22 protein-coding genes are annotated in these 25705 nt (G+C 45.1%); 13 read left to right on the top strand and 9 right to left on the bottom strand.

Translation table 11 applies throughout. The features are described from left to right. Positions 1 to 140: 140 nt before the first annotated feature. The 6 genes from RH949_RS25820 to larC all read right to left on the bottom strand — a co-directional run bounded on the left by RH949_RS25820 (position 141) and on the right by larC (position 6796). Positions 141 to 956 carry an aminotransferase class IV gene (locus RH949_RS25820; RefSeq protein ID WP_446357162.1) on the bottom strand — a complete coding sequence of 272 codons (816 nt, stop codon included), beginning with the start codon at positions 954 to 956 and terminating at the stop codon, positions 141 to 143. 556 nt (positions 957 to 1512) lie between these two features. Then, positions 1513 to 3123, bottom strand: a complete 1611-nt coding sequence (locus tag RH949_RS25815) for an Hsp70 family protein (protein ID WP_446357160.1) — start codon at positions 3121 to 3123, stop codon at positions 1513 to 1515. Between the two features lie 116 nt (positions 3124 to 3239). Further along, positions 3240 to 3782, bottom strand: coding sequence for a nucleotide exchange factor GrpE (locus tag RH949_RS25810; RefSeq protein WP_006101868.1), 543 nt, complete (start codon positions 3780 to 3782; stop codon positions 3240 to 3242). Between the two features lie 13 nt (positions 3783 to 3795). Continuing rightward, positions 3796 to 4008, bottom strand: a complete 213-nt coding sequence (locus tag RH949_RS25805) for a DUF2997 domain-containing protein (protein WP_044207907.1) — start codon at positions 4006 to 4008, stop codon at positions 3796 to 3798. Positions 4009 to 4183: 175 nt separating this feature from the next. Continuing rightward, positions 4184 to 5368, bottom strand: a complete 1185-nt coding sequence (locus RH949_RS25800; RefSeq protein WP_006101990.1) for an AAA family ATPase — start codon at positions 5366 to 5368, stop codon at positions 4184 to 4186. A gap of 138 nt (positions 5369 to 5506) precedes the next feature. Next, on the bottom strand, positions 5507 to 6796 hold the full coding sequence (larC, locus tag RH949_RS25795; protein WP_446357157.1) for a nickel pincer cofactor biosynthesis protein LarC: 1290 nt from the start codon (positions 6794 to 6796) through the stop codon (positions 5507 to 5509). Between the two features lie 429 nt (positions 6797 to 7225). On the opposite strand from larC, the gene RH949_RS25790 reads away from it, so the two are divergent. From RH949_RS25790 to RH949_RS25750, 9 genes are all read left to right on the top strand, one after another. Next, positions 7226 to 7579 (top strand): ATP synthase subunit I, encoded by a 354-nt coding sequence (locus tag RH949_RS25790; protein ID WP_006101893.1) that lies wholly within the window; start codon positions 7226 to 7228, stop codon positions 7577 to 7579. A 196-nt stretch (positions 7580 to 7775) separates the two neighbouring features. After that, complete coding sequence (atpB, locus tag RH949_RS25785) at positions 7776 to 8516, top strand: F0F1 ATP synthase subunit A (RefSeq protein WP_006102037.1); 741 nt, start codon at positions 7776 to 7778, stop codon at positions 8514 to 8516. A 147-nt stretch (positions 8517 to 8663) separates the two neighbouring features. Then, positions 8664 to 8909, top strand: coding sequence for an ATP synthase F0 subunit C (atpE, locus tag RH949_RS25780; protein WP_006102085.1), 246 nt, complete (start codon positions 8664 to 8666; stop codon positions 8907 to 8909). Between the two features lie 146 nt (positions 8910 to 9055). Then, positions 9056 to 9547 carry a F0F1 ATP synthase subunit B' gene (locus tag RH949_RS25775; RefSeq protein WP_006102101.1) on the top strand — a complete coding sequence of 164 codons (492 nt, stop codon included), beginning with the start codon at positions 9056 to 9058 and terminating at the stop codon, positions 9545 to 9547. A 177-nt stretch (positions 9548 to 9724) separates the two neighbouring features. Beyond that, positions 9725 to 10246 carry a F0F1 ATP synthase subunit B gene (locus RH949_RS25770; protein ID WP_044207913.1) on the top strand — a complete coding sequence of 174 codons (522 nt, stop codon included), beginning with the start codon at positions 9725 to 9727 and terminating at the stop codon, positions 10244 to 10246. A gap of 2 nt (positions 10247 to 10248) precedes the next feature. Then, positions 10249 to 10806, top strand: a complete 558-nt coding sequence (atpH, locus tag RH949_RS25765; RefSeq protein WP_006102020.1) for an ATP synthase F1 subunit delta — start codon at positions 10249 to 10251, stop codon at positions 10804 to 10806. A gap of 128 nt (positions 10807 to 10934) precedes the next feature. Continuing rightward, a complete protein-coding gene (gene atpA, locus RH949_RS25760) occupies positions 10935 to 12452 on the top strand; it encodes a F0F1 ATP synthase subunit alpha (protein ID WP_446357153.1) in 1518 nt (505 codons plus the stop codon). A 74-nt stretch (positions 12453 to 12526) separates the two neighbouring features. Beyond that, complete coding sequence (locus RH949_RS25755; RefSeq protein ID WP_006101925.1) at positions 12527 to 13477, top strand: F0F1 ATP synthase subunit gamma; 951 nt, start codon at positions 12527 to 12529, stop codon at positions 13475 to 13477. Between the two features lie 129 nt (positions 13478 to 13606). Next, positions 13607 to 14071, top strand: coding sequence for a DUF29 domain-containing protein (locus RH949_RS25750; protein WP_006101886.1), 465 nt, complete (start codon positions 13607 to 13609; stop codon positions 14069 to 14071). Between the two features lie 192 nt (positions 14072 to 14263). Here the strand turns inward: RH949_RS25750 and petJ are convergent, their stop codons facing one another. Next, positions 14264 to 14596 carry a cytochrome c6 PetJ gene (gene petJ, locus RH949_RS25745; RefSeq protein WP_006102051.1) on the bottom strand — a complete coding sequence of 111 codons (333 nt, stop codon included), beginning with the start codon at positions 14594 to 14596 and terminating at the stop codon, positions 14264 to 14266. 562 nt (positions 14597 to 15158) lie between these two features. On the opposite strand from petJ, the gene RH949_RS25740 reads away from it, so the two are divergent. The 4 genes from RH949_RS25740 to RH949_RS25725 all read left to right on the top strand — a co-directional run bounded on the left by RH949_RS25740 (position 15159) and on the right by RH949_RS25725 (position 18730). Continuing rightward, positions 15159 to 16619 (top strand): PAS domain-containing sensor histidine kinase, encoded by a 1461-nt coding sequence (locus RH949_RS25740; protein ID WP_446357149.1) that lies wholly within the window; start codon positions 15159 to 15161, stop codon positions 16617 to 16619. 303 nt (positions 16620 to 16922) lie between these two features. Further along, entirely contained in the window at positions 16923 to 17939 is a 1017-nt protein-coding gene (locus RH949_RS25735) for a serine/threonine protein kinase (RefSeq protein ID WP_446357147.1), read from the top strand. A 129-nt stretch (positions 17940 to 18068) separates the two neighbouring features. Continuing rightward, complete coding sequence (locus RH949_RS25730) at positions 18069 to 18419, top strand: DUF6883 domain-containing protein (protein WP_446357145.1); 351 nt, start codon at positions 18069 to 18071, stop codon at positions 18417 to 18419. Beyond that, complete coding sequence (locus RH949_RS25725) at positions 18416 to 18730, top strand: DUF4926 domain-containing protein (RefSeq protein ID WP_446357143.1); 315 nt, start codon at positions 18416 to 18418, stop codon at positions 18728 to 18730. Before RH949_RS25730 ends, RH949_RS25725 begins: the two co-directional genes overlap by 4 nt. Positions 18731 to 18888: 158 nt before the next feature. On the opposite strand, the gene RH949_RS25720 is transcribed toward RH949_RS25725, so the two are convergent. After that, on the bottom strand, positions 18889 to 21264 hold the full coding sequence (locus RH949_RS25720; protein WP_446357141.1) for a response regulator: 2376 nt from the start codon (positions 21262 to 21264) through the stop codon (positions 18889 to 18891). Positions 21265 to 21695: 431 nt separating this feature from the next. Continuing rightward, positions 21696 to 25649: a PAS domain S-box protein gene (locus RH949_RS25715; RefSeq protein ID WP_446357136.1), complete on the bottom strand. Its 3954-nt coding sequence runs from the start codon at positions 25647 to 25649 to the stop codon at positions 21696 to 21698. Between the last annotated feature and the right edge of the window lie 56 nt (positions 25650 to 25705).

Genomic DNA, 25705 nt, shown 5'->3' with positions numbered 1-25705 from the left:
GGATGTGATGTGATGGCGTCGAATCGGCTGATTATATTAACTAATGTTAACGTCTATCAGATTATTTGGCGAAGTTGGTTCTTGGTAAACTGGGGTAATTCGCAAATTTCCTCTTGATGTGGTATAATGAGAGGCTGTAATTATTTTTGATACTCCCCAAATAAACGCTGCAACGGTGCTAAACCCCCAGCACAGGAACGATACTCAAACCGTTGATCTGCCGTAATAACGGTATGAATCGGGATGATTTCCATCACACTATTGGTATAAGCGATCGCGTCAAACTCCTGCACTAATTTCTGATTCCAGGGAACTTGGCAAATTTTTAATCCTTGTCGTTCGAGACAATGAATTAGATGCGATCGCGCCACTCCCGGTAATATCCCCACATCAATCGGTGGTGTCCACCAGCAGCCGTCTTTAGCGCCCCACAGATTCCCCGTACTCGTTTCCAACCAATTCCCCTGATCATCAACTAATATAGCCTCCTGAGCGCCGAGTTGTTGTGCCGTTTGCAGCGCCAGCCATCCGCCCAAATAATTCCCCGTTTTATAGGTGGGTAAAGAACGGCGCAAGTGTGACGCTTCCGCTAACCAGGCGATTATTCCGTGCTGTTGGCGTTCGCTTAAATCAGCGGGTAGAGGACGCCCCGTAATCCATTCTCGCCCATCCGGGAAAACCACAATTCTCAGCACCGGAAACGAGGGGAGTAATTGTTCTGCACCGTAGCGGATACGTTCCCAGTCGGGGAATTGCCAGCCAAACACCTGTAAACTGTGACGTAAACGCGCACAATGGGCGTCCCAATGGGTTAAGGGGTGGGTGAGGGAAGAGTGATAAACGCGCAGAGTGGTAAACGTTGTCGCGCCGTAAATTAAACCCGGATCATTGATGGCGAGTTCGATGCGATCGCCTAGAATAAGTTTACCGTTATACCAATAACTGAATTTCGTCATTCGTCATTTGTCATACTCGCTTCGCGAGAAGCAAGCTACTGCCGTGGCACACCTAATTTTGTGGATTAGAATTGTAGGGGCATCATCCTTGCGCCCGATTTAACCATAAATCTATCCCACCATTTTAGCTGTGTCAGTCCAGTAGTGGCGTGGCACACCTTATTTGGTGGATTAGAATTGTAGGGGCATCATCCTTGCGCCCGGTTTAACCCTGAGCGAAGTCGAAGGGTTAAACGTCAAATCTATTCCATAATTTTAGCTGTGTCAGTCCACTAGGGCGGGTTTTGTTGTTCATTTATTGGTGAATAGCCGAATTTAGTCCCTAAACCCGCCCCTACAGTATTTCCGCCACGTTGCAGTAGTCCACCTGCGCGGACTGGGTTATAACGGCGGTAGTTAACCCGAATTTGATTCTATAGCACTACGCACTCTAGTTAGGACATATCCAGAAAAATTCAAATCGTTCAATCCCTTAATGAGTAAGTGTTTTTCTTCACTATTGCCCATTGCCTATTGCCTATTGCCTAGCGCGTAGCGCTATATACAAATAAACCCCCTATTGTAATTTCGCGATCGCGCCTTTTTCTACTAACAGTTTCCCCGTTACTAAATCCTTAACTGTTGCTACCAACACCCGCCGTTCATCTACCTCAAACTGGACGGAAATTCGGTCAATTCCCACTTGTCCCGGTGGATCTAAATGTGCTACACAAACCTGTTCGCGATCGCTATCCAAGGAACGATACGCCGCTTGCTTGGATAACTGACTACTGGTCATCCGTCCTAGGGTATCATAGGTCACTTCAGCTTGTGCCATTTCTGCGACTTCGCCAATATCCAAACGAATTTCCCGTTGTCCTTCAAGGGCGACTTGTAAGGTTAACGGTTCTCCCCGTTCACAGGGATATTGCATCCCTTTTTCAAATAATGTGAAATAGGAATAACTTTTAGCATACGGTTCCCATAAGCGAATGGCATAACTGTGGCGCAAATAATCATCCACACTCGCCACTTGATTTAACGCTAACGCCCCGTATGCCACGGCTTCAAAGGGCTTATCTAACTTAACCTTTGTCTTGCCAAAATAAGACCGAATCAACTGCTGGACAGCGGGAATTAAACAACTCCCTCCCACTAACAACACCTGTTCAATATCACTCTTACTAATTCCTTTCCCTAGGGCAATCATCAAAACTTCATCCAACGCTTCCCGCAACTGTTCCAAAAACTGGCGATTTTCCAGAATCTCTTCTAACTTATCCCGATCCAGTTGCAAGTTGTATGAGGTAAATGTCTCCTCATCTAACCAACTTTCCTTCGCCTCTTGAGTATTGGATAAGCGAATTTTCAATCGTTCAGCTAACTCTAATAAATTCTGCCACCCCACCTCACCAATCTCTTCCCTTGACCATCCTTGCTGATGCAAATAGTCTTCAACAATCCAACTATCCACATCTTCACCGCCAACATAAGCATCGGATTTTGCTAACACTTCTGCCCGTAATACCGTTTCGCGATCGCGCTTGGCTGCATCCAATTGGGGTTGACCGTGAGCGAAGCCGAAGGGTGCAGTGCGAACTAAACTTAAATCAAGCGTTCCACCACCAAAATCTACCACTAATACTAAGGAACTAGGACGCTGTACTGCATAGCCTAACGCCGCTGCTGTGGATTCATCCACCAGTTTAATTTGCTCCACATCCAGGCGACGTGCCACCTCACGAAACCAATCTAAATAGCGCTCGAATGCGCCCACAGGTACAGTTAAAATAAGCTGAGAGGGATTAATTTTTTGCGCTTTGAGTTGCTGCCAGATAGATTGGATAAATTGTTCGGAAACCGATTCAGCGGTGTAGGATTCACCATTAATGATACGCGGAGGCGGTTGAAAATCAGCCGCTAGATCTCGTTTAAAGCCTTTGAAAAAGCGAGTCGGTTGAGATTGTCCTAAGCGCTGGGAACGAACTTGTTCTCCCAGAAGTATTTGGTTATTGTCTTTGATAAAAACTAGGGTGGGAATAACGGGGATATCTGGTTCACTTGAGTTAATTTTAAACAGGCGACAGAGTGAACCGAGTCGGACGGTTTTGGGACTATTGGTATCGGCTTCAAGTATACTGACAACTGTGTTGCTTGTACCGAAGTCAATTGCAACTGTATTTGTCATTTGTCATTTGTCATTTGTTAAATAGTTATCGCAATCAAAAGTAGTCAGGGCAGGTTTTGCACAAAAGTTATCATTAACAGCGAAACAAAGTCCCTAAACCCGCCCCTACACACTCATTAATGTGACACTCCCCTCGGTAAGTTACGACTTACTTTAGCGGGACAAAGTATTCGATCATGATCTCGATAACCAACAAATCGAATATAAACCAGTTCTCCTTCTGTGATATCGTCAACATCAGGTTGGTGCAGTTGGGAATTATAAGGAACCTGTTCCCAAGGTTGACCAATGGGTTCATATCCCCAATTCTGAATCAGATTTTCTAATGGAGTAAAGAGTGCGACTAAATTTTTAGCTGGTAAATCCGGGCGTTCTTCAATCATCCGGCAAGCGGTGGGATAATTGGTCAATAGGGGGCGTAGTTGTTCAAAGGTGGTATCTTGGATGTCTGTGGATAGTTGCTGCGATCGCGCTTCGAGTTCATAGCGCAGCCGCTGACATTGTGCCTCTAATTCCTCGATTTGAGTGGAGTCAGCAACTGAAACTGAGGCTGAATGGTTTTCAGGTCTTTTTTTGGGACCAAAGCGACTAATAAGGAAAGTGGTGAAGATAAACCACAGCAGTAAACCAAGCCCCAAGAGGTTAGGATCATGAGCCATGTTACCACTCCTGTTAATATTGATTTAGGCTCGTGGTTTGATCTGTCGTTATGGTTTCGTCACCTTCATAGTATTCTGGCAGCAATTCTTGGCTTTCTACGTCTCCGAGATCCGCTTCAATCCCTTTGGTGGTTTCGGTACAACTTGATCCGGTAGCACCGATGACGGTTTCGGTGATTTTGCCATCTTTGCCGATGCGATATTCGATCTTTTGATACTCTGCCATACTTCTTGCCGAACCCAACAATCAACTACAGTTCACACTTCCCCTATTCTACAGTACACAGCACAGTAAGATATCGATTGGATTAGATTTTTCTCTAACTCCTGTTCACTCTGGGTCATAACTGACTCTCGCTAAAATTTTTTGGATTCCTTTAAAAAAATAATGTTGTAGCTCATCAGGGGGCAACTCCTTTAAACCAACCTTGATTCCATAAATAGCCAGGTAAGTCTCCAGCTTCAACTAAGGCTTTGATTGTTTGGTCATCGCTGGCTTTGTATACTTTGCTTATGCCTTGTTCTTTGATCAGCCCAAAAATACTGTTTAGGGGAACTGCGTTCAAGAAGTCGGGGGAATGGGTAGAAATAAAAACTTGACCACCGCGATCGCTATAGCTGGCAAATTCTTCGGCGAGTGCTTGAAGTAAGGTGGGGTAAAGTTGGTTTTCGGGTTCTTCGACACAAAGTAAAGGGTGAGGTTTGGGGTCAAAGAGTAAAATTAGGTAGGCAAACATTTTCATCGTGCCGTCGGAGACATAGCGATCAATAAAGGGATCTTTGAATGCTTGGTCTTGAAAACGCAGGATTAATCTACCGTCTGCGGTGTTTTTGGCTTCTACTTGGGAAATACCCGGAACGCGATCGCGCATTTTTTCTAGAATTTGCTTAAATATTTCGGGATAGTCTTGATAAATATATTGGGCAACTATGGCTAGGTTGTCTCCGGTGGGAGAGAGGTGTTCGGCGTAGAGCGCATCTTTACTCCCTCTCGCATCGCTAATATGAAAGTCGGATACATGCCAATTTTCGATTAGGGAGCGAAAAGCACTGGCGGCTTTAAAGCGTTGAAATTGCCCTAAGCCTTTGATGGCTAGAATATCGGGGGATTCTAATTGTTGTTCTTCTCGTTTTAGGTTTTCTTCGGTTTGGTCAAAGTTTTCTTCGTTAATGATGGCGTAGCCTTTGCCTTTTTGGAAGTCAAGGAAGTGATAAGGGGAACCGTATTCGCCGCGTTTGTAGCGTAATATTTCTCGTTTGATTACAGGGCGTTTTTTTTCTTGTCCAACGATTAGCACATAAGTGACGAGGCGTTCTGTTTCCACAATCTTCATGCGAAATTTCAATTCTATTTCGATGTCTTCTTGTTCTTTGCCTCTAGTGATGACTTCATTAAACCCACCTCTAACTTGGAGGGCTTGGCGAATGTTATTTTTGAGGGCATCCCGAAGAAAACCAAAAATATCAAACAGGGTAGATTTGCCTGTGCCGTTGGCTCCGATCATGACACAAAACCCTGGAATATCCTTAATTTCTAGGGACTCAAAAAGGCGGTAATTATTGATTTTGATGGAAACAATTTTCATAATGTTATCCTAATAAACCAGCGCCGAACAACCAGGGGTGTTAATCGGATAAGCTCTCAATGTAATTTCTTCTTCCTCAGCTCCCCCAGCTCCCCCAGATCTTCCTATCTACTATGGAAAGAGCGCAACTCGGTATGATCAAGGCAATTGTGGATTATTGGCACGATACCAGGCATCAAGTGCTAGTTGATGCACCTCCCGCCAGGATAAATTATAGTCTCGTGCGATCGCGGCACAGTCTTCATATTCCGGTTGGACATTGGCGATAGCGTTTTGAACTCCTGAAGCGCGACTGGCAACTTTTACCCGCACTTTGCCATATTTTGTCTCAACTCGCTGAATTTCCCGTTGCAGAATTGTGCGTTGCTGGGTAAAGTGGCGAATACCCAGAGTTGTGGTTTCCCTAAATAAAATATCTTCACAAACGGTTAATTTTTCCGGTGGGCAGATCACCGTGAGTAATACCCCAGGACGAGATTTTTTCATACCAATCGCTTGGGTGAATACATCCAACGCCCCAGCATTGAATAGCACCTCGAAAACATAACCAATCACTTGGGGATTTAAGTCATCAATTTGGGTTTCTATCACACAAACAGTTTCTTGGCAAGGGTAATCATTGATGAGAGTAACCGGATCTCGTCCCTGAAGCTGAATACCAAACTCTGACGCTTCTCCAATCCAGAGTCGCAGGATATTCGGAATCGCTAACTCACTGGTTCCCGCGCCATGACCAATCTTGTGCAGAATCATAGCTGGAGGGAGTCCAAATTGGGTGGCAAGGGTGACAGCAATAGCTGCACCAGTGGGCGTGACCAATTCGCGATCGATGCCGTTACTATAAATAGGGACTTGCCGAGATTCCCACAATTTTAAAACAGCAGGAACAGGAACAGGCAATCGACCATGGGCAGCTTGTACTGTACCGCCTCCTGTGGGTAAGGGAGAACAGTAGAGTCGGTCAATACCTAACCAATCCAACCCTAAACACGTCCCGACAATATCCACTAAGGCATCTGTCGCGCCCACTTCATGGAAATGCACGGTTTCAGGTGTCATCCCGTGAACTTCCGCCTCTGCCTCTGCCAAGTTGCGGAAGATTGCCAAACTCCAATCGACGACTTGTGAAGGTAATCCAGCGGTTGTAATTAAGTGTTCAATATCTGCCAGGTGTCGGCTATGCTCATGGTCTGACGGTTCAGCGTGATCATGGTGATGGGCTTGAGTGAGCAAATTCACATGAACTTTAGTAGCTAATTGACCTTGGCGGTGGACTGATTCTGACTCTAACCGATACTCATGGTCAATTCCCAACCCTTTTAACTTTCCGATCAAATACTCTAACGGCACTCCTGCTGCCACGAGTGCCCCTAAGCACATATCACCAGCAATTCCACTCTGACAGTCTAGGTAGGCGAGCTTTGGCATTACGTTTTGAATCCTGAAAGGTCTACATCTATTGTAGGGAAAGGGGAACGGGGAGCTGAGGGAGCAGGGGGAGCAATGTAGAGACGTGCCATGGCACGTCTGGGAGCAGGGGAAGATGGGGAAGATTGTGTAGGGGCGGGTTTCACTACTATCTTTTTGGTTGCACCCAGATGTAACTAAACCCGCCCCGACTTTACGAAGGACGAATGACGAAGGACAAATGACAAATGACTAATAACGATTAAAAATACTTTAAGTAATGTTACTGGTGCGTGGTATGATCGCCTATGGCTAGATGCGATCCAGCCAATTTTGATGGACTAGCGTTTGCTGCTGCCTGTGAACTTGTCAGACAACTCTGTACAACCTAAGCCCACACTGGAGGAAAGTCCACCAGGGAGTTCTCAGACTTCCCCTGAAAGTTCCTCAATGCAAGAGTACTACCAACTTAAACAAACGTTGTTGGCGGTCACTCTGGTAATGACAGGGGTGATTTTTGTCTCTGTCTGGATTTTCTACTCACTCAACATCGCCTTGAATTATTTGATCGGGGCGTGTGTTGGTGTGGTTTACTTGAGAATGTTGGCGAAAGACGTTGAGCGGTTAGGTGTCCAAAAGAGGCGTCCGAGTTCAACTCGGTTAGCTTTATTGATTGGGCTATTAGTCGTTGCCAGTCAATGGCAGAGTTTACGCATTCTGCCCATATTTTTAGGATTTCTGACGTATAAAGCTGCGCTTATCGCTTATATGCTGCAAAGCACCTTGTTGCCTACGTCGAAGTAAGTTCCCATGGTCAGGGCAGCCAACGCATCCAAACAGTAGGGTAGGCTACACCCGAACTTAACGCCTGTGGACAAAGGAGGCAATTCCTTTGGATGAAGCAGGAAACAGACTCAGCAATTGTTCGATGGACAATTGCTAATCCGCTCTGTGTAGTCGTTTCAACCAAAGGATAGAAGATAGCTGGGGAAATCTCCGGATGGAAATCATAGATGGTTTGGCGTTCTATAATGCTTTCCCCCTTGCTGAATTAGAAGTTGGTCAGCATCTGTACTGGCATATTGGTAATTTGAAGGTTCATGGTCAGGTGTTTATTACCTCCTGGGTCGTGATTGCCATTCTGATTATTGCCTCGATTGCTGCTACCCGAAACATTCAGCGCATTCCTAGTGGTCTCCAAAATTTTATGGAGTATGCCCTGGAATTTTTGCGGGATTTAGCCAAAAATCAAATCGGGGAAAAAGAATATCGTCCCTGGGTGCCCTTTGTGGGGACGTTATTTTTGTTCATTTTTGTGGCAAATTGGTCTGGGGCACTTGTTCCCTGGAAGCTGATTGAGCTACCCGAAGGTGAATTAGCGGCACCAACCAGTGATATTAATACTACAGTGGCGTTTGCGCTGCTGACCTCCTTAGCGTATTTTTACGCGGGTCTGAGCAAGAAAGGCTTGGGGTATTTTGCTGGTTATGCCCAACCAACTCCCATCCTGCTGCCGTTTAAGGTTCTGGAAGATTTTACCAAACCTCTCTCCCTCAGTTTCCGTCTGTTTGGCAACATTTTGGCAGATGAACTGGTGGTGGCAGTATTGGTGCTGTTGGTGCCGCTGTTCGTACCTCTCCCGGTGATGGCATTGGGTTTATTTACCAGTGCGATTCAGGCGCTGATCTTTGCTACCCTAGCAGCGGCTTATATTGGGGAGGCGATGGAAGACCATCATTAGCGATTTGAGGCTAGTGATTAAGATTTGCCACTTCCGTCTTGTGAACAATCAAAAAATTCGGCTGTGTCTAGCGAATTGTTTTAGGGTAAGCGTTTCACGCACGTTTGTTTGTTATTTAGTCAAAAAGTCAAAAGCGAGGAAAATATCATGGACCCATTAATTTCTGCTGCATCTGTTATTGCTGCTGCTTTAGCTGTTGGTTTAGCGGCAATCGGTCCAGGAATCGGTCAAGGAAATGCGGCGGGACAAGCTGTAGAAGGGATTGCTCGTCAGCCTGAAGCTGAAGGAAAAATTCGGGGAACTTTACTCCTGAGTTTGGCATTCATGGAAGCGCTGACAATTTACGGTTTGGTGGTTGCTCTCGTCTTATTATTCGCCAACCCCTTCTCGTAACCCTTGATGCCACAAGAGCATTCAGACCCCAATGACGGAGGTCTGGATGCTATTGATCTGGAGGACTATTGAAATCTAAAACGCTATCCCATCCCAACTAAAAAGCTAACAATTTTGTTTGTGCGCTGTGGGATTACCAAAACATCATGATACATTGGACAATTTTACTAGCTGTTGAAGCAGCAGAAGAGGCAGCCGAAGGAGGGTTATTTGATTTTGATGCCACCCTACCTCTGATGGCATTGCAATTTTTAATTTTGGTGGTGATATTGAATGCGGTTTTTTATAAGCCACTCAGTAACGCCATTGATGGACGGGATGACTACATCCGCCAGAACCGATTAGAAGCACGGGAACGCTTAGAAAAAGCTCAGAATCTGGCGAAACAGTATGAGCAAGAACTAGCAGAAACTCGTCGCAAGTCACAAGCAACGATTGCCGCTGCTCAAGCTGATGCTCAGAAAATAGCGGCTGATAAAATGGCTCAAGCTCAAGCGGAAGCCCAGGCACAACGAGAGCAAGCCCAAAAAGAAATTGACCAACAAAAAGCTGAAGCGATGACATCCTTAGAACAAGAAGTGGATTCGCTTTCGCGTCAGATTCTGGAAAAACTTGTTGGACCAGAGTTGGTTAAGTAATGTCGGCTTTATCCGGGTAGCGAAGCAGGGGTTTGCGAGAGTTTGACCCCTAGTCTTTTGTCTGTGGTGTGATCAAAAATAACGCCGGACAAAAATTCCAGCCCGTTTAAACGTTACCCAGCGTTAGCGGTAAAGCCGCATAGCAGTTTTCAATTAAAGCAGGTGTATATGGCTATTATGGGTAGTTTTTCAATGTTAGCTACCGCCGAAAGAGGCTTGGGTCTCAACCTCGATATTTTAGAAACCAATGTGATTAATTTGGTGATTATTATCGGGGTACTGATTTACTTTGGGCGATCATTTTTAGGGAATACCCTATCGGAGCGACGTTCCAGTATTGAAGACGCCATTAGCGATGCCGAAAAGCAGAAGAAAGACGCCGCCGCCGCCTTAGCGGATGCCCAGCAAAAGCTGGCACAAGCGCAAGCGGAAGCTGAAAAGATTCGGGCAAAGGCAGAAGAAAATGCCAACGTCGCTAGAGAATCAATTTTGGCAGCGTCGGCTAAAGATGTGGAACGGATGAAAGCGTCAGCCGTTCAGGATTTAAACTCAGAACGGGAACGTGCGATCGCACAACTTCGCCAGCAAGTGGTCGCCCTAGCAATGGAGCGTGTCGAGTCGCAACTCAAAAGTCAGTTAGACGAATCGGCACAGCATACCTTAGTTGACCGCAGCATTGAGCGAGTAGGAGCGAGATAATTATGAAAGGAAGTTCATTTAGTGCTGAGGTAGTTGAGCCTTATGCAGAGGCGTTGATGTCTGTGGCTCAAGAACATAACCTCGTGGATAAATTCGGTGAAGATGTTGCCGCGTTGCTGGATACTTTGAAAGAATCAGAGGAATTGCAGCAATTTTTAGACAATCCGATTATCAAAGCCGAGGACAAAAAAGCCGTCTTACAACAAATCAGTGGTGATCAAATTCACCCCTACATGGTGAATTTTTTAAAGATTCTCGTGGAGCGGCGGCGCATTCTGTTTATGGGAGAAATTTGCAAGCAGTATCAAGCACTCTTGCGGGAGTTAAAACAGACGGTTTTAGCTGAAGTCGTCTCCGCCGTTGAACTCAATGACGACCAAAAGCAGGCGGTGCGCCAGAAAGTTCTCAGCATGACCAATGCCCAAGATGTAGAACTAGATACCCAAATTGACGCCGATTTACTCGGTGGTGTGATTATTAAAGTGGAGTCTCAAGTGGTTGATGCCAGTCTGCGTGGACAACTGCGTCGTATTGGTGTGAGCTTGAGTCGTTCGACTTAATGGTCATCGTTCCTGGTTCATGGTTGATGGTTTCTGAACATGACGTGGCTTGCTTCTTTTCGGGAGCGAGTAGGACAAAGGACAAAGGACAAAGGACAAAGGACAAAAAAAGTAGAGGGATTAGTTGAATGGTAAGCATTAGACCCGACGAAATTAGCAGCATTATTCGTCAGCAAATCGAACAATACGACCAAGAGGTCAAAGTCTCTAACGTGGGTACCGTCCTGCAAGTCGGTGATGGCATTGCCCGGGTCTATGGTTTAGACCAGTGCATGGCTGGGGAACTGGTCGAGTTTGAAGATGGTACAGTGGGCATTGCCCTGAATTTGGAAGAAGATAATGTCGGTGTCGTACTCATGGGTGAAGGGCTCGACATCCAGGAAGGGAGTTCTGTAAAGGCTACCGGAAAAATCGCTCAGGTTCCCGTGGGTGAAGCCTTAATTGGTCGGGTTGTCGATGCGTTGGCACGACCCATTGATGGCAAGGGAGAGATTCAAACTGGAGAATCTCGTCTGATTGAATCCTCGGCACCCGGTATTATTGCACGGCGTTCTGTTTATGAACCCCTGCAAACCGGAATTACCGCGATTGACGCGATGATTCCCGTGGGACGCGGACAACGGGAGTTAATTATTGGCGATCGCCAAACCGGAAAAACCGCGATCGCGATCGATACGATTCTCAACCAGAAAGAAGAAGACGTTATCTGTGTCTACGTCGCCGTGGGTCAAAAGGCATCCACCGTGGTTCAGGTTGTCGATGCCCTGGAAGAGAGAGGGGCATTAGATTACACCGTGATCGTTGCCGCTAACGCCAGTGACCCCGCCACACTGCAATATCTGGCACCCTATACGGGAGCCTCGATTGCCGAATACTTTATGTATAAGGGCAAAGCGACGCTGGTTATCTACGATGACCTGTCCAAGCAAGCTCAAGCCTATCGCCAGATGTCCCTGCTGCTGCGTCGCCCACCGGGTCGGGAAGCCTATCCTGGGGATGTATTCTATCTCCACTCCCGCTTGTTAGAACGGGCAGCCAAACTGAATGATGACTTAGGTGGCGGCAGTATGACCGCACTGCCAATTATTGAAACCCAAGCCGGTGACGTATCCGCCTATATTCCCACTAACGTGATTTCAATCACTGACGGTCAGATCTTCCTATCGGCTGACTTATTTAACTCCGGTCTACGTCCGGCGATTAACCCTGGGATTTCGGTATCACGGGTTGGTTCTGCGGCTCAAACCAAAGCCATTAAAAAAGTGGCAGGTAAACTGAAACTGGATTTGGCACAGTTTGATGACCTGCAAGCCTTCGCTCAGTTTGCCTCAGACTTAGACAAAGCCACTCAAGACCAATTGTCACGGGGGGTACGGTTACGGGAACTGCTCAAGCAACCCCAATACTCCCCCTTAGCCGTCTATGAACAAGTCGCGCTGGTATACGCGGGAATCAATGGCTACTTAGATGACATTGAGGTAGAGAAAGTCACCGCCTTTACCAAGGGGCTGCGGGACTACTTGAAAACCAGCAAGCCACAGTTTGGTGAGATTATCAAGGATAAGAAAGTCCTCACCGAAGACGCCGAAAACCTGCTCAAAGAAGCCCTGGCTGAGTACAAGCAGACCTTCTTAGTCTCTGCGTAATGGGTTCATCGTTCATGGTTCATCGGTAATACGCCATGAACCATGGACAATCAATAATTAACAATGAACAGACTATGCCTAATTTAAAAGCGATTCGCGATCGCATAAAATCCGTCAAAAATACTCAGAAAATTACCGAAGCGATGCGTCTGGTGGCAGCCGCCAAGGTGCGTCGCGCCCAACAACAGGTGACATCGACTCGTCCCTTTGCTGATCGATTGGCGCAGGTTCTCTATGGGTTGCAGAACCGTCTCCAATTTGAAGACGTAGACTTACCCTTGCTCAAACAACGGGACGTCAAGTCTGTTGGCATACTCGTCGTATCTGGCGATCGCGGTTTGTGTGGCGGTTACAATAACAACGTGATCCGCCGTGCCGAAAACCGCGCCAAGGAACTCCAGAAAGAAGGCATTGACTACAAATATGTCTTAATCGGGCGCAAAGCCATCCAATACTTTGAGCGCCGGGAGCAGCCAATTGACGCCAAATACACAGGCTTAGAACAAATTCCCACGGCACCTGAAGCCTCAATGATTGCCGATGAATTGCTCTCCTTGTTCCTATCGGAAGAAGTGGATCGGGTTGAACTGGTTTACACCAAGTTTGTCTCCTTAATCAGTTCTCGCCCGGTGGTACAAACATTATTACCCTTAACCGCCCAAGGATTAGAGGCACAAGATGATGAAATCTTCCGCCTCACTACTCGCGGCGGTAACTTTGAGGTACAACGGGAAAAAGTGACGACAGAAAACCGTGCTTTATCCCGTGACATGATCTTTGAACAAGATCCAGTCCAAATTCTGGATGCCTTACTACCGTTGTATTTGAACAACCAGCTTCTGCGGGCATTACAAGAGTCAGCCGCTAGCGAATTAGCTGCCCGGATGACGTCGATGAACAACGCTAGTGATAATGCCACTGAATTGATTGGCACCCTTAGTCTGTCTTACAACAAAGCGCGACAAGCTTCCATTACTCAAGAACTTCTGGAAGTAGTTGGCGGTGCCAGCGCTCTTGGTGGTTAGCCGTAGGGGAGGTAGGGGCGCAAAGCTTTGCGCCCGCGCCCAGCGCTATAGTTTAATATTTATGTAGAGACGTAGCCGGCTACGTCTCTACCACTAATATCGCCCCTTCCCAATAATTGCCAGAAGCTGATGAAAACATCAACAGAGCAAAATACCTCAACCTTATACAATCAAGATTATCACCTCTGGCTAGAGACAACGATACAACAACTCCGCTCCAGAGAATTTACCCATGTTGATTGGGAAAATTTATTGGATGAATTGGAAAGCATCGGAAAAAACAATAGAAGAGCGGTTAAAAGTCTCTTGACCCGACTTTGGGAACACTTGCTCAAGCTGCGTTACTGGGAATCAGAAAAAGAATACAATAAAAATAAGTGGAAATCCGAAATCACTACATTTCGGCAACAGATTCGAGATGAATTGTCAGATAGTCCCAGTTTAAAACCTTACTTAGTCGAAATTTTCCCTAACACGTATCAGGATGCCAAAAAAGTCATAGCGCGTTTAATGGATAAACCCATACAATTTTTCCCAGAAGCTCCTCCCGCATCGAGTGAAGATGTGTTAAAGGAAGATTGGTTTTTTGAATAAACCCGCCCCGATCCAAAGAATTAACAGTTGGTGGGGGTTTGGGGGAGGCGATAAGTCCAAGCTGCGGCAATCCCCTGTGAAGTCAGAAGCCCACGCTATACCCAATAGGGTTAGCGATGGGTAGTTCACCCCACCCCAAACAAGACTGTAGAGACGTGCCATGGCACGTCTCTACAGTGTGACGGATCTGAATTACCAGCCCTTTTCAGCTTGCTCTATAACATAAGCCGCAACGTCTTCAATGTCGGAATCGCTTAAGCGTCCAATAAAGGCAGGCATAGCCCCTTTGCCATTTTTGGCTTGGTAGACAATTTTCTCGATGGAGTCCATACCATACTTCTCCAAGGCATCCTTTTTCAGGGTTTTCTGTGCCATAACAATGTTGTTGCCCCCTATATGGCAAGCGGCACAGTTAGCACTAAAAATTTTAGCACCCTTTGCGGTGTCAGCAGCGAGAGCCGGACGGCTGAATGCCAAACCAAACACGGCGACGGCGAGTAAAATGATGGACAGAATTTTCTTCAAAGTAGTTCTCCTCTTCTCAAAACAGACAGTAAGTATTATTGCTCAATTATCAATTGCAGCAATGTGGGACAGAATTGACCTAATCCATCAATCCGATGCTATAGGCATGATGCAATAGTGTCTGCCTTTCTACAAATTTTACCAGGATACGCGCCTAATCCAGAGTTTCGTGCCAAGTCAAATAGCCAAGACGCCGGGGAGTTGGGGGAGCTGGGGGAGCTGGGGAAGCCATGTAGAGACGTGCCATGGCGCGTCTGGAAGCTGGGGAAGCGGGGGGAGCGAGGAAGCGGGGGGAGAAAAAATTAAATTAGAGCTTGAACGATGAATCAGCAATCCGGAACATTGATTAACTTTTAAGGAAAGATTAAGTTTGAAAACAGTTTGTAATAAATCTCATACTTTTTGATACAAAACTAAAATTTACTCGATTTTTTTTACGATAAATACCGCCAATTAGTGAAGTAAATCACATCTTACTGATTGGAAAACACATAAAATATCCTCAAAGCGGTGGTTAATCCGTAAATCTAAATATATTTACTTAAGTAAAGGGAAACCTAAAATGACAGCAAAAAAGCTTCATCAGCAAGAGAGTTCCTATAATTATCAAACCAATGGACGAATGAATACAGAATTTAAAGACGCTGTAGGTATAGAGACTTTAGCGAATCTAGGGATTGGGCAGCAAAACTTTGTGAATAGGAATTTGGAGCGAACGCTTAAAGAATTATCTGATTTAGAATTTGCCTTAGATCGAGCCGCAATTGTGGCGCTTACCGATAAACAGGGCGTGATTCACTATGTCAATGATAAATTTTGCGAAATATCACAATATCGTCGAGAAGAGTTAATTGGCAAAACCCATCGCCTGATCAAATCGGGTCATCATCCGCCAGCATTTTTTAAAGAATTCTGGACGACGATCGCATCGGGTAAAGTCTGGAAAGGCGAAATCAAAAATAAAGCTAAAGACGGAACCTATTATTGGGTGGATACTACCGTTGTTCCTTTTTTAAATGAACAGGGAGAAATCTACCAATATTTAGCCATTCGCTTTGATATCACCGAGCGCAAGCAGGTAGAACAAGCCTTGCAACAATCGGAACTGAAGGCGCGACAACAAGCCCAACAACTCGAAGAGGCATTAGAGAAGCTGAAACAAACCCAGAGTCAACTGATTCAAAGCGAAAAAATGTCCAGCGTGGGTCAACTGCTGGCTGGAATTGCCCACGAAATTAATAATCCGGTCAATTTTATTTACGGCAATCTGGTTCATACTCGTGAGTATGTTAATAGTGTGTTACAGGTTTTGGCGCTTTACCAGAAACATTGTCCCGTGGAAATACCTGAGATTGAAGCCGTTATCGAGGAAGAGGATATCGAGTTTATTGTTGAAGATTTACCCAAAATGGTGTCGTCCATGCAAATCGGAGCCAACCGCATCCGAGATATTGTACTGTCGTTGCGGAACTTCTCGCGTCTGGATGAGCAGCAGATGCAATCGGTTGATATTCATCAAGGGTTAGACAGTACCTTATTGATTCTGCACAATCGCTTAAAAGCTAAAGCTGAACGCCCGGAAATTCAGGTGATTAAAAATTATGGGGATCTGCCGCCTGTGATGTGTTATGGCAGTCAGCTTAATCAAGTGTTTATGAATCTGATTGCCAATGCGATTGACGCCTTTGACAATCAGCCTGAACCGCGACAAATTACGATTTCTACAGCCGTACAAAGCGGAGAATATTGGCAGAAGCAGGGGATACTTTCAGAGTGCGATCGCGCTTCTCAGACGCCGTGGGCGGTGATTACCATTGCTGATAATGGACCCGGAATGCCAAAAGCGACTCAGGATCACTTATTTGATCCCTTCTTTACCACCAAACCCACGGGGAAGGGGACAGGGTTAGGGTTATCCATCGCCCATAATATCATCGTGGAAAAGCATCAGGGTCAAATCCGCTGTATTTCCCAGGAGGGAAAGGGAACCCAGTTTATCGTGGCGATTCCCTTGGTGCAGTAGGGATGGGAGATGGAAGCAGGAGGAGCAGGGGGAGCTGGGGAAGCGGGGGGAGCTGGGGGAAACGAATGACAAATGACATAGCTTGCTTCTCGCGAAGCGAGTAAGCTGTTCGGCATTTAAACCTTAATGTCAAGAATGGCAAAATCCTTGTAGTGCGTTAAGCGAAGCCATGCCGAAGGCTTTGCATCTTGCTCGCTACCCATTCCCAATTTAAATGCATGACAGCTTATGACAAATGACGAATGACAAATAACGAATGACAAATCTGCCAAAATAGGAACAAAGGGTTTAAATGCACAGGCGATGGCGTGGACAATAGGGCAGAAACTACACAATGGTCAATACACCATTGAGAAAACATTAGGCAAGGCGGGTTTCAGTATTACCTACCTAGCGACAGACGCACAAGGAAACGAACTGGTCATCAAAACGCTGAATGAGGATCGACTCAAAAAGCTAACTCCTTTACGTCGAGAAAGTCTCAAATGTAAGTTTGTCAATGAAGCGCGGCGGCTAGAAGGCTGTCGGCATCCTCATGTCGTCAAGGTGTACAAGACGTTCGTTGAAGGACAGTTTTTTTGTCTGGCGATGGAGTACATTCGGGGAAAGAGTCTAGGGAACCTGTCTCAACGAGTGTTACCCGAAAAGGAAGCGTTGAGTTATATCCAGCAGATGGGGGAAGCGCTGATTGCCGCCCATCAGCAGGGATTGCTGCATCAGAATGTAAAACCTGCCAATATTATGGTGAGAGCGGGTCAATATCAGGCGGTACTGATTGATTTTGACCTAGGCGGGAAATTTGAGTATCCCTTAACTTTGGGATGGCAAGATGAAGTTTTTGCCCCGATTGAACTCAAGTCGAAGACGCGATCGCGCGGAACGTTTACAGATGTCTATTCTCTGGCTGCAACGCTGTATGTACTTTTAACCGGGAAGCTACCCCCCACCTCTAGCGATCGCCAAAAGGGTAAGGCGGATTTAATTCCGCCAAAACAGATTAATTCTCAAATTTCTCAGCGTGTTAATAAAGCGATTTTGGCGGGAATGAAACTCGAACCCGAAGCACGCCCCAAGTCGGTGCTGGATTGGTTGAAATTGTTGGGACTACAGCGAGAGGGTGTGATTTCTGGATTAGGCAAAAAACCCCGTTGGGCGATGGTTGTTGGGATTTTAGGGGTAGTTGGCATCGTCGCTGGCGTGGTATCTGCCAGTCTTGGAGGAACAGGATTTTGGGATAAAATTATTCCAGAATCTTCTCCAGATGTCAACCCCTCTGTCTCATCCCCCTTATACTTAAAATCACCAGAAACCGAAGAATAACTGTGCGATCGCGCGATCGCTCCTATGACCCCCTATCCTTCTGAGTGGCATCAGAAGAGAGTTTATCATTAGTAAATTTGTCATGAGGTAAAGTTATGTTTGTTAAAGGGATTAAAAGAGGAAAAACCATTGAAACTAAGAGAACTGGTCGATGAAATAGTTATCGATCCTCGTAAACTAACCAATTATGCCCTAGATCCAGAAAACCCCAAAGGCAAAAACAAAGCCTTAATGTTTGCTCAACACTTAGGCTATACTAAAGACAATTATCAACCCTTACTCGAACAAATTAATCAAAAAGTTCTTGATGCTGAAGCTATCCCCCAAAACCAAGATCAGTATGGCACAAGATACCAAGTCGATCTCGATATTCAAGGAATCGAACCCCAACAAATCGAAACTGTGCGGACAGGTTGGTTAATTCCCGAAAACTCTAAACAAGCTCGATTAGTCACTATTTTTATTAAAAAAAGATCATGATTAAACCAGAAATCCTTGATATTATAGAATTGCTGGTAAACCTGCCAGAACACAATCTATTTATTGGCAATCAAGGCACAATTGTTGAATGTCTAGATGAAAACCACTTTGAAGTAGAATTTATCAACGAAACTGGGGAAACAACTGCCCTTTGTCCCCTTTCCACTCAGCAATTTATTGTTGTTTGGCAAGCCCAAACCAAACAATGGCTCACCACAGCCGATAAAGTAACTTTTATGATCAATCATTTGTCCGAAGAAAAACGGAAAGAACTGCTAAACTTTGCCTGCTTTCTCTATCAAAAAGCATAAATCCTCCTAACCCTTGAAATACCTCACTGAAAGCATAATCGTAGATTATTAGATACAGCATATTTCAGGTTTCTAAGTTAGGACACATCATTTATGTAGAGACGCGCCATGGCGCGTCTCTACAATGGTGCCGAAAGTCCTAATCGATGTGTCTACTGCTATAAGGGAATTTCTAAGATAAACTCGGTTCCTTGATCCGGTACAGAAAAACACAGAATATTACCCTTATGTTTGTCCACGATAATCTGGTGGCTAATCGCTAACCCCAAACCTGTACCACTTCCCACAGGTTTAGTCGTAAAAAACGGGTCAAATATTTTTTCTTGTATCTCCTCACTCATACCGATTCCATTATCAGAAATCCGAATCACGACAACCTGCGGGGCAGCAGGAATAGCACTTGAAAACCCTTGACTCTCAATACTGCTCGGATAAGCTCTAAGTTTAATTTTTTCTCCCCCTGCTTCCCCTGCTTCCCCTGCTTCCCCTGTTTCCCCTGCTTCCCCTGCTTTCGTCTTACTTTGCCTGAGTTCGGTGCTAACTGTAATTGTGGGAACCAATCTTAATTTTAAATTGTGAAATTTGCTATCGGTTTGTAACGCATCAATCGCATTTTCAATCAACATCATAACGACTTGATTTAATTGACTGGCGTAACAGGTAAGCAAGGGAATTTGACTATACTCTTTAATCACTTTAATATTGGTTGCACGCAATCGGTGTTCCATCAAAACCAGCGTTGTATCAATCCCCTCATGAATATTCACGGCTTTCAGTTCGGCTTCATCTAGCCCAGAAAAGCGCCGCAGTGAAGTAACAATCTGATGAATTCGATTCACACCGACATTCATAGAGTGAATGATTTGCGGAAAATCCGCTTGTAAGAACTCTAATTCAATGCCTTCAAGACAAGCTTGAATCTCGGAATGATGATTCGGGCAAACATCCTGGTAAAGTTTGATTAATTTGATTAAGTCATTAAAATATTGGTGAGCGATTGGGATATTCCCAGCAATAAAAGTAGCTGGATTGTTAATTTCGTGGGCAACTCCAGCAACCATTTGTCCCAAACTTGACATTTTTTTGGATTGAATCAGTTGAGATTGCGTTTGTTGTAATTCCGATAGCGTCAGTTTCAATTCTCGTGCTTTTTGCCGTTCTCGTGCTTCCGATTGTTGCAATTCTGCTTCAGCGTGCAGGCGTTCCAGTTCTACCCCAGCACGGGCGATAAATATTTGTAAAATCATCCGTTTTTCAACGGTTAACGGCATTGGTTTCTCGTCTAACACGGCTAGAAAACCGATGACATTGCCGTCAGAGTCTTTCAACGGACTGCCAAAGTAACTGTGAGCATTAATTTCTTGTAAAATGCGATCCTTAGGAAACAGTTGTTGCAAGTTTTTAGGATAGTGGCAAGCCTTACCCAGCAACATATCTTCACAGGGGGTATCTTTCAAATCATACTCAATGTTTTCATGCCAATTTTCACCTGTCCAATAGGATAATGTGCGAACTCGCGTACCCGCAGGATTGGCAAATGTCGCAATTAAGGCGTAACGAACTTGGAGAACTTGTGCTAAATAACGCGCACAGGAACTCATAAAGGTATCACCCGTTGTGGCTGCGGTTCCTTCTACGATTAATCGCAACGCTTGTTGTCGTCGTTTGCGTTCGGTCATATCCACGGAAATACCGAAGAGTTGAATCACTTTACCTTGATCATTGAGAAGTGCTTCTCCTCTAAATTCAAGATAGCGAATTTGCCCATTGGGGCGGATAACTCGAAACTCGATATTGTAAGGTTGTCCTGAGGCGATCGCATCCTGGACGGTTTCTTCAAATAGGGGTTGATCATCCGGATGAATGCGTTGGATAATATCCTCGTAGGTAATCGCTGACGAATTGGGATCAAGTCCAAAGATGCAATATTTTTCTCTTGAGCAAGTAACATGGCGAGTGCGGACATCAAATTCCCAACTCCCGATTTGGGCAATTCTTTGGGCTTGCAGCAGAGACGCTTCACTTATACGCAGTTTGGCTTCAGTGTTTTGGCGGTCTTGGATTTCCTGGCTTAACCGGGCATTTTCTTGCTTCAGTTGCCGTTGTAATCGTAAGATGTGTAACTGATGTTCGATTCGGGCTAAAACTTCTTGGGTTTCAATCGGTTTACTGATGTAGTCAGCCGCCCCAATCTCAAAGGCTTTGACTTTATCAAAGGTTTCTTTGAGGGCGCTGATAAAAATGATCGGAATGGCTTGAGTTTCCGGATTGGCTTTTAACTGTTGACAGACTTGATATCCATCCATGTCGGGCATTAAAATATCGAGTAAAATTAAATCAGGCTGCATAATATTCACAGACTGAAGTGTCTGTCGCCCATTCAGGGATACTCTGACGTTATATCCTTGTTCTGTTAAAACATTTCGTAATATACTTAAATTATCGGGAGAGTCATCAACGATTAAGATTGTTTCTTTGAGTTGGCTGTTTTTGGAAACTGGCGTCTTTGAACGCGACAATAAGTAGTTGGTCATTCGACTGATTGCTGGGTATCTAAATTTACTAGCTGATATACTATTATTTTTTTTTCAGTGTTCATTGATATTTTCTTAATTTATATTAACTCAATCGGACATCACACTCAACTAGACCGCAGATATTGGAGGAGATTGGCGCAAATCTTTGTCAAATCTTTACAAAGCAGCCCCTAGTGTGAAGATTCTGTAAATTTTTGTTAACTCCCCCCTTGTTGATAGAAGTAACCGTCTGGTAGATCCCCGACTTCTGAATCCAATTTATTTGGGATAATCAGGGTTTCAACAAAGAAGTCGGGGATCTGGAGTAGCGTAAGCTTATCTCAATTCTCCGATAGTCCCCCTGATCCCCCCGTCGCCCCTGCTTTTGGCGCTTAAGTTGACACGGATGAAGTCTTTGCCCCCCTACAGTTTCTGGGCGTGGGGTGAATCTAATTAATTTCGGTTAAGGTTAACAGCTTCTCCAACTCAAACCGATTCGTCAACTCAGTCAAGGCGTTAGCAAGGGATTCGTGAGGGGTGCGAATTTCCTCAATCAGACTCAGCATCAAATCAATATCACCCAATATTGTCGCTTGACGAAAAGCCTGTAACCAATCGGCGGGTAAGACAGCTAGAGAGTCTGGGGTTAAGGAATGGGCTGGGGTTTGGCTGAGTGGAGTTGATGCTGTTGTATCGTCATAAACATAGTTCACACCCAAATGCTGGTGAATCGCGTCAAAAATCTCCACATCCCGGAAGGGTTTGCGGATAAATCCATCACACCCCATGGAGAGGATAATTGCCTTCTCGGAGTCGAGACTGCTAGCGGTGACGGCAATAATCACCGTGGCTTGACCTTGAGTGGTGGCTTTAATCTGTTGGGTGGCTTCATACCCATCCATAATCGGCATCCGCATATCCATAAAGATGAGATGAGGTTGCCAATTCTGCCAAATCGCGATCGCGTCTTTGCCATTCGTCGCTTCTTGGAGGAGAAATCCCAGGGGATTGAGGAGTTGGATCAACAGTTTGCGGTTATCCACGCGATCGTCAACAATTAGAATTCGATAACAGGGTTGGTTCGGTTCTAAAGCAATAATACGCCGTTTCGGTTTTAAGGTAGGAACTTGGCTGGCGTCTGCTAATTTAACCCTAATCTCAAACCTAAAAACTGTACCTTGTCCCACTTGAGACGCCACTGTCAGATCACCGCCCATGAGTCGGACAAATTCACGACTAATCGATAACCCTAACCCCGTTCCTTCCTGATGCTGCTTCCCGGTTTGACTTTGAATAAACGAATCAAAGATATCCTCTAATTCCTCCGCCGCCATTCCCGCCCCTGTATCTTCAATTTCAAACTGGAGGGTGATCTCATCGGGTTCCTTGGTGGTGGGAGTTTCTCTGGTATCAGTAACCCTTGAAACTCTCACCGATATCGCCCCTGACTGGGTAAATTTAAAGGCATTCGCGAGTAAATTAATTAAAACTTGGCGCAGTTTTACTGCATCATTTTGCACATATTCAGGAAGCTGACTGGAATAATCAAAGAGTAGCTGTAATCCTTGTTCCCTTGCCTTGATTCGGAACAGGATTTCCACATCCTGTAATAAGGCATACAGGTCAAAAACGGTTTCATTTAGGGTGATCCGTCCGGCTTCAATTTTGGATAAATCTAACACCTGGTTAATCAGCGTCAGCAGATGTTCGCTATTGCGGTAAATAATCTCAACATTCTCTTGATAGTCAGCCGGAAACGTACTGCTGCGCTGCATCAATTGAGTAAACCCCATAATCGCGTTCAAGGGGGTTCGCAATTCGTGACTCATATTCGCCAGGAACGTACTTTTCGCCCGGTTCGCTGTTTCAGCCGCGTCTTTGGCTTCTGTTAACGCCAGTTCGATTTGTTTGCGATCGGTAATATCTTCAGCAATCCCGACAAAGCGGTAAGTCTTTTGATGAGGAACCGGGAACGAACGGGCGCGAATCCACCGGATTTCTCCATTGGGTCGAGTAATCCGATAGAGGTGATCAAACTCAGTCGCATCCTGTAATTGTCGTTCCATCGCAGCAACCGTTGACGGATAGTCCTCTGGGAAAACCGAGTCTAACCAAGAACGAGGATTATCATATAAACTTTGGCGAGTTCTCTGCCAAATTTGTTCGTAGGCGGGGTTAATATAGAGCATTTCTCCGGTGTGGGAGAGAATAAAGAAAACATCTTGGATGTTTTCTGCCAGTTGGCGGAATTTTTCTTCACTCTCTCGTAATTGTTCCTCGATCAATTTGCGATCGCTAATATCCTGTACTGTGCCAAACAGTTGAACCACCTGTCCGGATGAATTCAATATGGCTTCTCCCTTGCCCAAAACATACCGCATTGAACCATCACTTAGGAAAATTCGCAGTTCATGTTCGTAAGATTTTCCTTGAGTCATTGCGGCTTCTACCTGGTGCTGAAACTGGGCAACATCATCAGGATGGATTTGTTGCACAAGCGCTTCGTAGCTAGGTTCACTCTGACTCAGATCACGTCCATAAATTCGGAAAATTTCATCCGACCAACTAATTTTTTTACTATCCACATCGAATGACCAGCTGCCCAAATGAGCGAGGCGTTGGGCTTCATTGAGTTCTACTGTTCGTTCGCGAACTTGAGTGGCTAAGGTGCGGTTATAGTCGGCTAAAATCTGCTCCGTTTGCTTACGTTCCGTGATATCGGAAAATGTGGCGATCGCGGCGACAATGGTTCCGGTTTCATTCCAGATTGGGGTGCCATAGACTTCCAGCAGAATCCTGCGATCGGGTAAGCGAATTTCCATATCATCAACTTTCACTTTTTCACCCTGAAATGCCCGAACCAGAGGCGTTTGTTCTACAGGATACAATTCTTCGCTTTCCGCCTGATAAACGTGAAACGTTTCTGATAAGTCGGCGGTTGTCGCTTCCGGTAAGGTGTCGATCCCCAGTAATTGCTTTGATGTCTGGTTGGCGTAGATAATTTGTCCGCTAACATCATGAACGGATATACCAACCGGAATCGCTTCTAGGATTTGATTCAGGCGGTTTTCACTCTCAGTTAATGCTGTATTTAGAGTCTGAAGTTCAGTAAACGAGGTTTGTAGTTGAGTTGCCATCTGAGCAAAGGAGTTTGCCAATTCTCCGACTTCATCGTGGCGCTGGATTACAATAGGGTTGTCCCATTCTCCTTGAGTCAGTTTTTGGGCAGATTGGTTTAATTTAAGTAGCGGTTGAGTCACCCAACGGGCAGTGATAATACCCAATCCTGTGGCAATAATGAGAGTAGCGATACAAAGGATAATTGTGGTGCGGATATTGGCATTAATTTGCGCCATAAAGTCCGACTCTGGCACAACAGTAACAATCAACCAATCCAAGCCATAGTCATTTTTATAGGGTTCAACGTGAACAAAATGGCGTTGGGATAAGGTTGGGATAGAATTATCACCAATAAAGGTAAAATTTGCGTTTTGAATTGATGCCAGATTATCGTCTTGATTGAGTAAAGCTTGCATCGTCGTCCGCGTTAACTGATCACGGCTTTTAGTGGCTTTGAGTCGGATTAGTTGTTTGCCCTGAATATTTTTGACAAAAGCCCGTTCTTCCGTTGAGGTGGCGACCAAATCCCCAGAACGTTCTATAATAAATACCTGTCCAGAGGTAGAAACACCCAATTCCCCCAAGAAAGAACTAATATAAGAAAGAATAAAAACACTATCAAAAATTCCTTGAAATTGCCCATGTTTATAAACAGGAGTAGACAGATTGATCGCTGCAACAGGTATTCCAACAAAGGGATAAATGTCTGTCCAAATTAGTGTATTGTTCTGAATCGTTTCTTGATACCAGGGTCGTTCTCTAGGGTCCCAGTTGGGTAGGGTGGCTAGGATTTGAATCACCTTACCCGATTCATCAAGTAGGGAATGAATTCGTGTTCCTGGAGCAGTCCCTTTTAACTCACCTTTAATATAGGAACCTTCAGGAAAAGCCAGACCAAACTTATCCTGTCCCACCCCAATATACGTTCCGACAGGACTGGTATAGGTTAGTGCAGTAATAAAAAAATCAGATACTTGAATTTGCCGCCAGAGTCGCCAGTAAACTTGATCAATATCGGTTGGATCTAAATCTCCTTGTTCAACCGCTAATCGATTTAGAGTAACAAATTGATAAGATTGCTGCAAATAACTGTTGACGCGATCGCTGACTCGTTGGCTGGTTTCTTCAAGTAATTGATTTGCCATATCTTCAACAGATTTTTGCCCACTGCGATAGGACAAATATCCAACTAATCCCACAGCGGTAACAATTTGTAAAACGAAGGGAACAATGAAAACCGTTTTCAAAGAAAATGGGCGGATTTTTTTGATAATGTCTCGCATAATTAGTCGTCGAATCGAGTATCTTATACTGTATTAATTTTGTGTAAGACGTTAAC

The sequence above is a fragment of the Coleofasciculus sp. A1-SPW-01 genome (genome assembly GCF_040217205.1).
Taxonomy (GTDB): Bacteria; Cyanobacteriota; Cyanobacteriia; order Cyanobacteriales; family Coleofasciculaceae; genus Coleofasciculus; species Coleofasciculus chthonoplastes_A.
Note: the sequence above shows the minus strand (reverse complement) of the source record. Positions and strands in the feature narration are given on the sequence as shown.

Excerpts from the sequence above, each read along its gene's own strand:
- RH949_RS25770 (WP_044207913.1), top strand. The coding sequence starts at position 9,725 with ATGGGTAGTTTTTCAATGTTAGCTACCGCCGAAAGAGGCTTGGGTCTC.
- RH949_RS25725 (WP_446357143.1), top strand. The coding sequence starts at position 18,416 with ATGATTAAACCAGAAATCCTTGATATTATAGAATTGCTGGTAAACCTG.
- atpE (WP_006102085.1), top strand. The coding sequence starts at position 8,664 with ATGGACCCATTAATTTCTGCTGCATCTGTTATTGCTGCTGCTTTAGCT.
- RH949_RS25815 (WP_446357160.1), bottom strand. The coding sequence starts at position 3,123 with ATGACAAATACAGTTGCAATTGACTTCGGTACAAGCAACACAGTTGTC.
- RH949_RS25810 (WP_006101868.1), bottom strand. The coding sequence starts at position 3,782 with ATGGCTCATGATCCTAACCTCTTGGGGCTTGGTTTACTGCTGTGGTTT.
- atpB (WP_006102037.1), top strand. The coding sequence starts at position 7,776 with ATGGAAATCATAGATGGTTTGGCGTTCTATAATGCTTTCCCCCTTGCT.
- atpH (WP_006102020.1), top strand. The coding sequence starts at position 10,249 with ATGAAAGGAAGTTCATTTAGTGCTGAGGTAGTTGAGCCTTATGCAGAG.
- RH949_RS25720 (WP_446357141.1), bottom strand. The coding sequence starts at position 21,264 with ATGACCAACTACTTATTGTCGCGTTCAAAGACGCCAGTTTCCAAAAAC.
- RH949_RS25805 (WP_044207907.1), bottom strand. The coding sequence starts at position 4,008 with ATGGCAGAGTATCAAAAGATCGAATATCGCATCGGCAAAGATGGCAAA.
- RH949_RS25735 (WP_446357147.1), top strand. The coding sequence starts at position 16,923 with ATGGCGTGGACAATAGGGCAGAAACTACACAATGGTCAATACACCATT.
- RH949_RS25750 (WP_006101886.1), top strand. The coding sequence starts at position 13,607 with ATGAAAACATCAACAGAGCAAAATACCTCAACCTTATACAATCAAGAT.
- RH949_RS25740 (WP_446357149.1), top strand. The coding sequence starts at position 15,159 with ATGACAGCAAAAAAGCTTCATCAGCAAGAGAGTTCCTATAATTATCAA.
- RH949_RS25775 (WP_006102101.1), top strand. The coding sequence starts at position 9,056 with ATGATACATTGGACAATTTTACTAGCTGTTGAAGCAGCAGAAGAGGCA.
- RH949_RS25715 (WP_446357136.1), bottom strand. The coding sequence starts at position 25,649 with ATGCGAGACATTATCAAAAAAATCCGCCCATTTTCTTTGAAAACGGTT.
- RH949_RS25790 (WP_006101893.1), top strand. The coding sequence starts at position 7,226 with ATGCAAGAGTACTACCAACTTAAACAAACGTTGTTGGCGGTCACTCTG.
- larC (WP_446357157.1), bottom strand. The coding sequence starts at position 6,796 with ATGCCAAAGCTCGCCTACCTAGACTGTCAGAGTGGAATTGCTGGTGAT.
- RH949_RS25820 (WP_446357162.1), bottom strand. The coding sequence starts at position 956 with ATGACGAAATTCAGTTATTGGTATAACGGTAAACTTATTCTAGGCGAT.
- RH949_RS25755 (WP_006101925.1), top strand. The coding sequence starts at position 12,527 with ATGCCTAATTTAAAAGCGATTCGCGATCGCATAAAATCCGTCAAAAAT.
- RH949_RS25800 (WP_006101990.1), bottom strand. The coding sequence starts at position 5,368 with ATGAAAATTGTTTCCATCAAAATCAATAATTACCGCCTTTTTGAGTCC.
- atpA (WP_446357153.1), top strand. The coding sequence starts at position 10,935 with ATGGTAAGCATTAGACCCGACGAAATTAGCAGCATTATTCGTCAGCAA.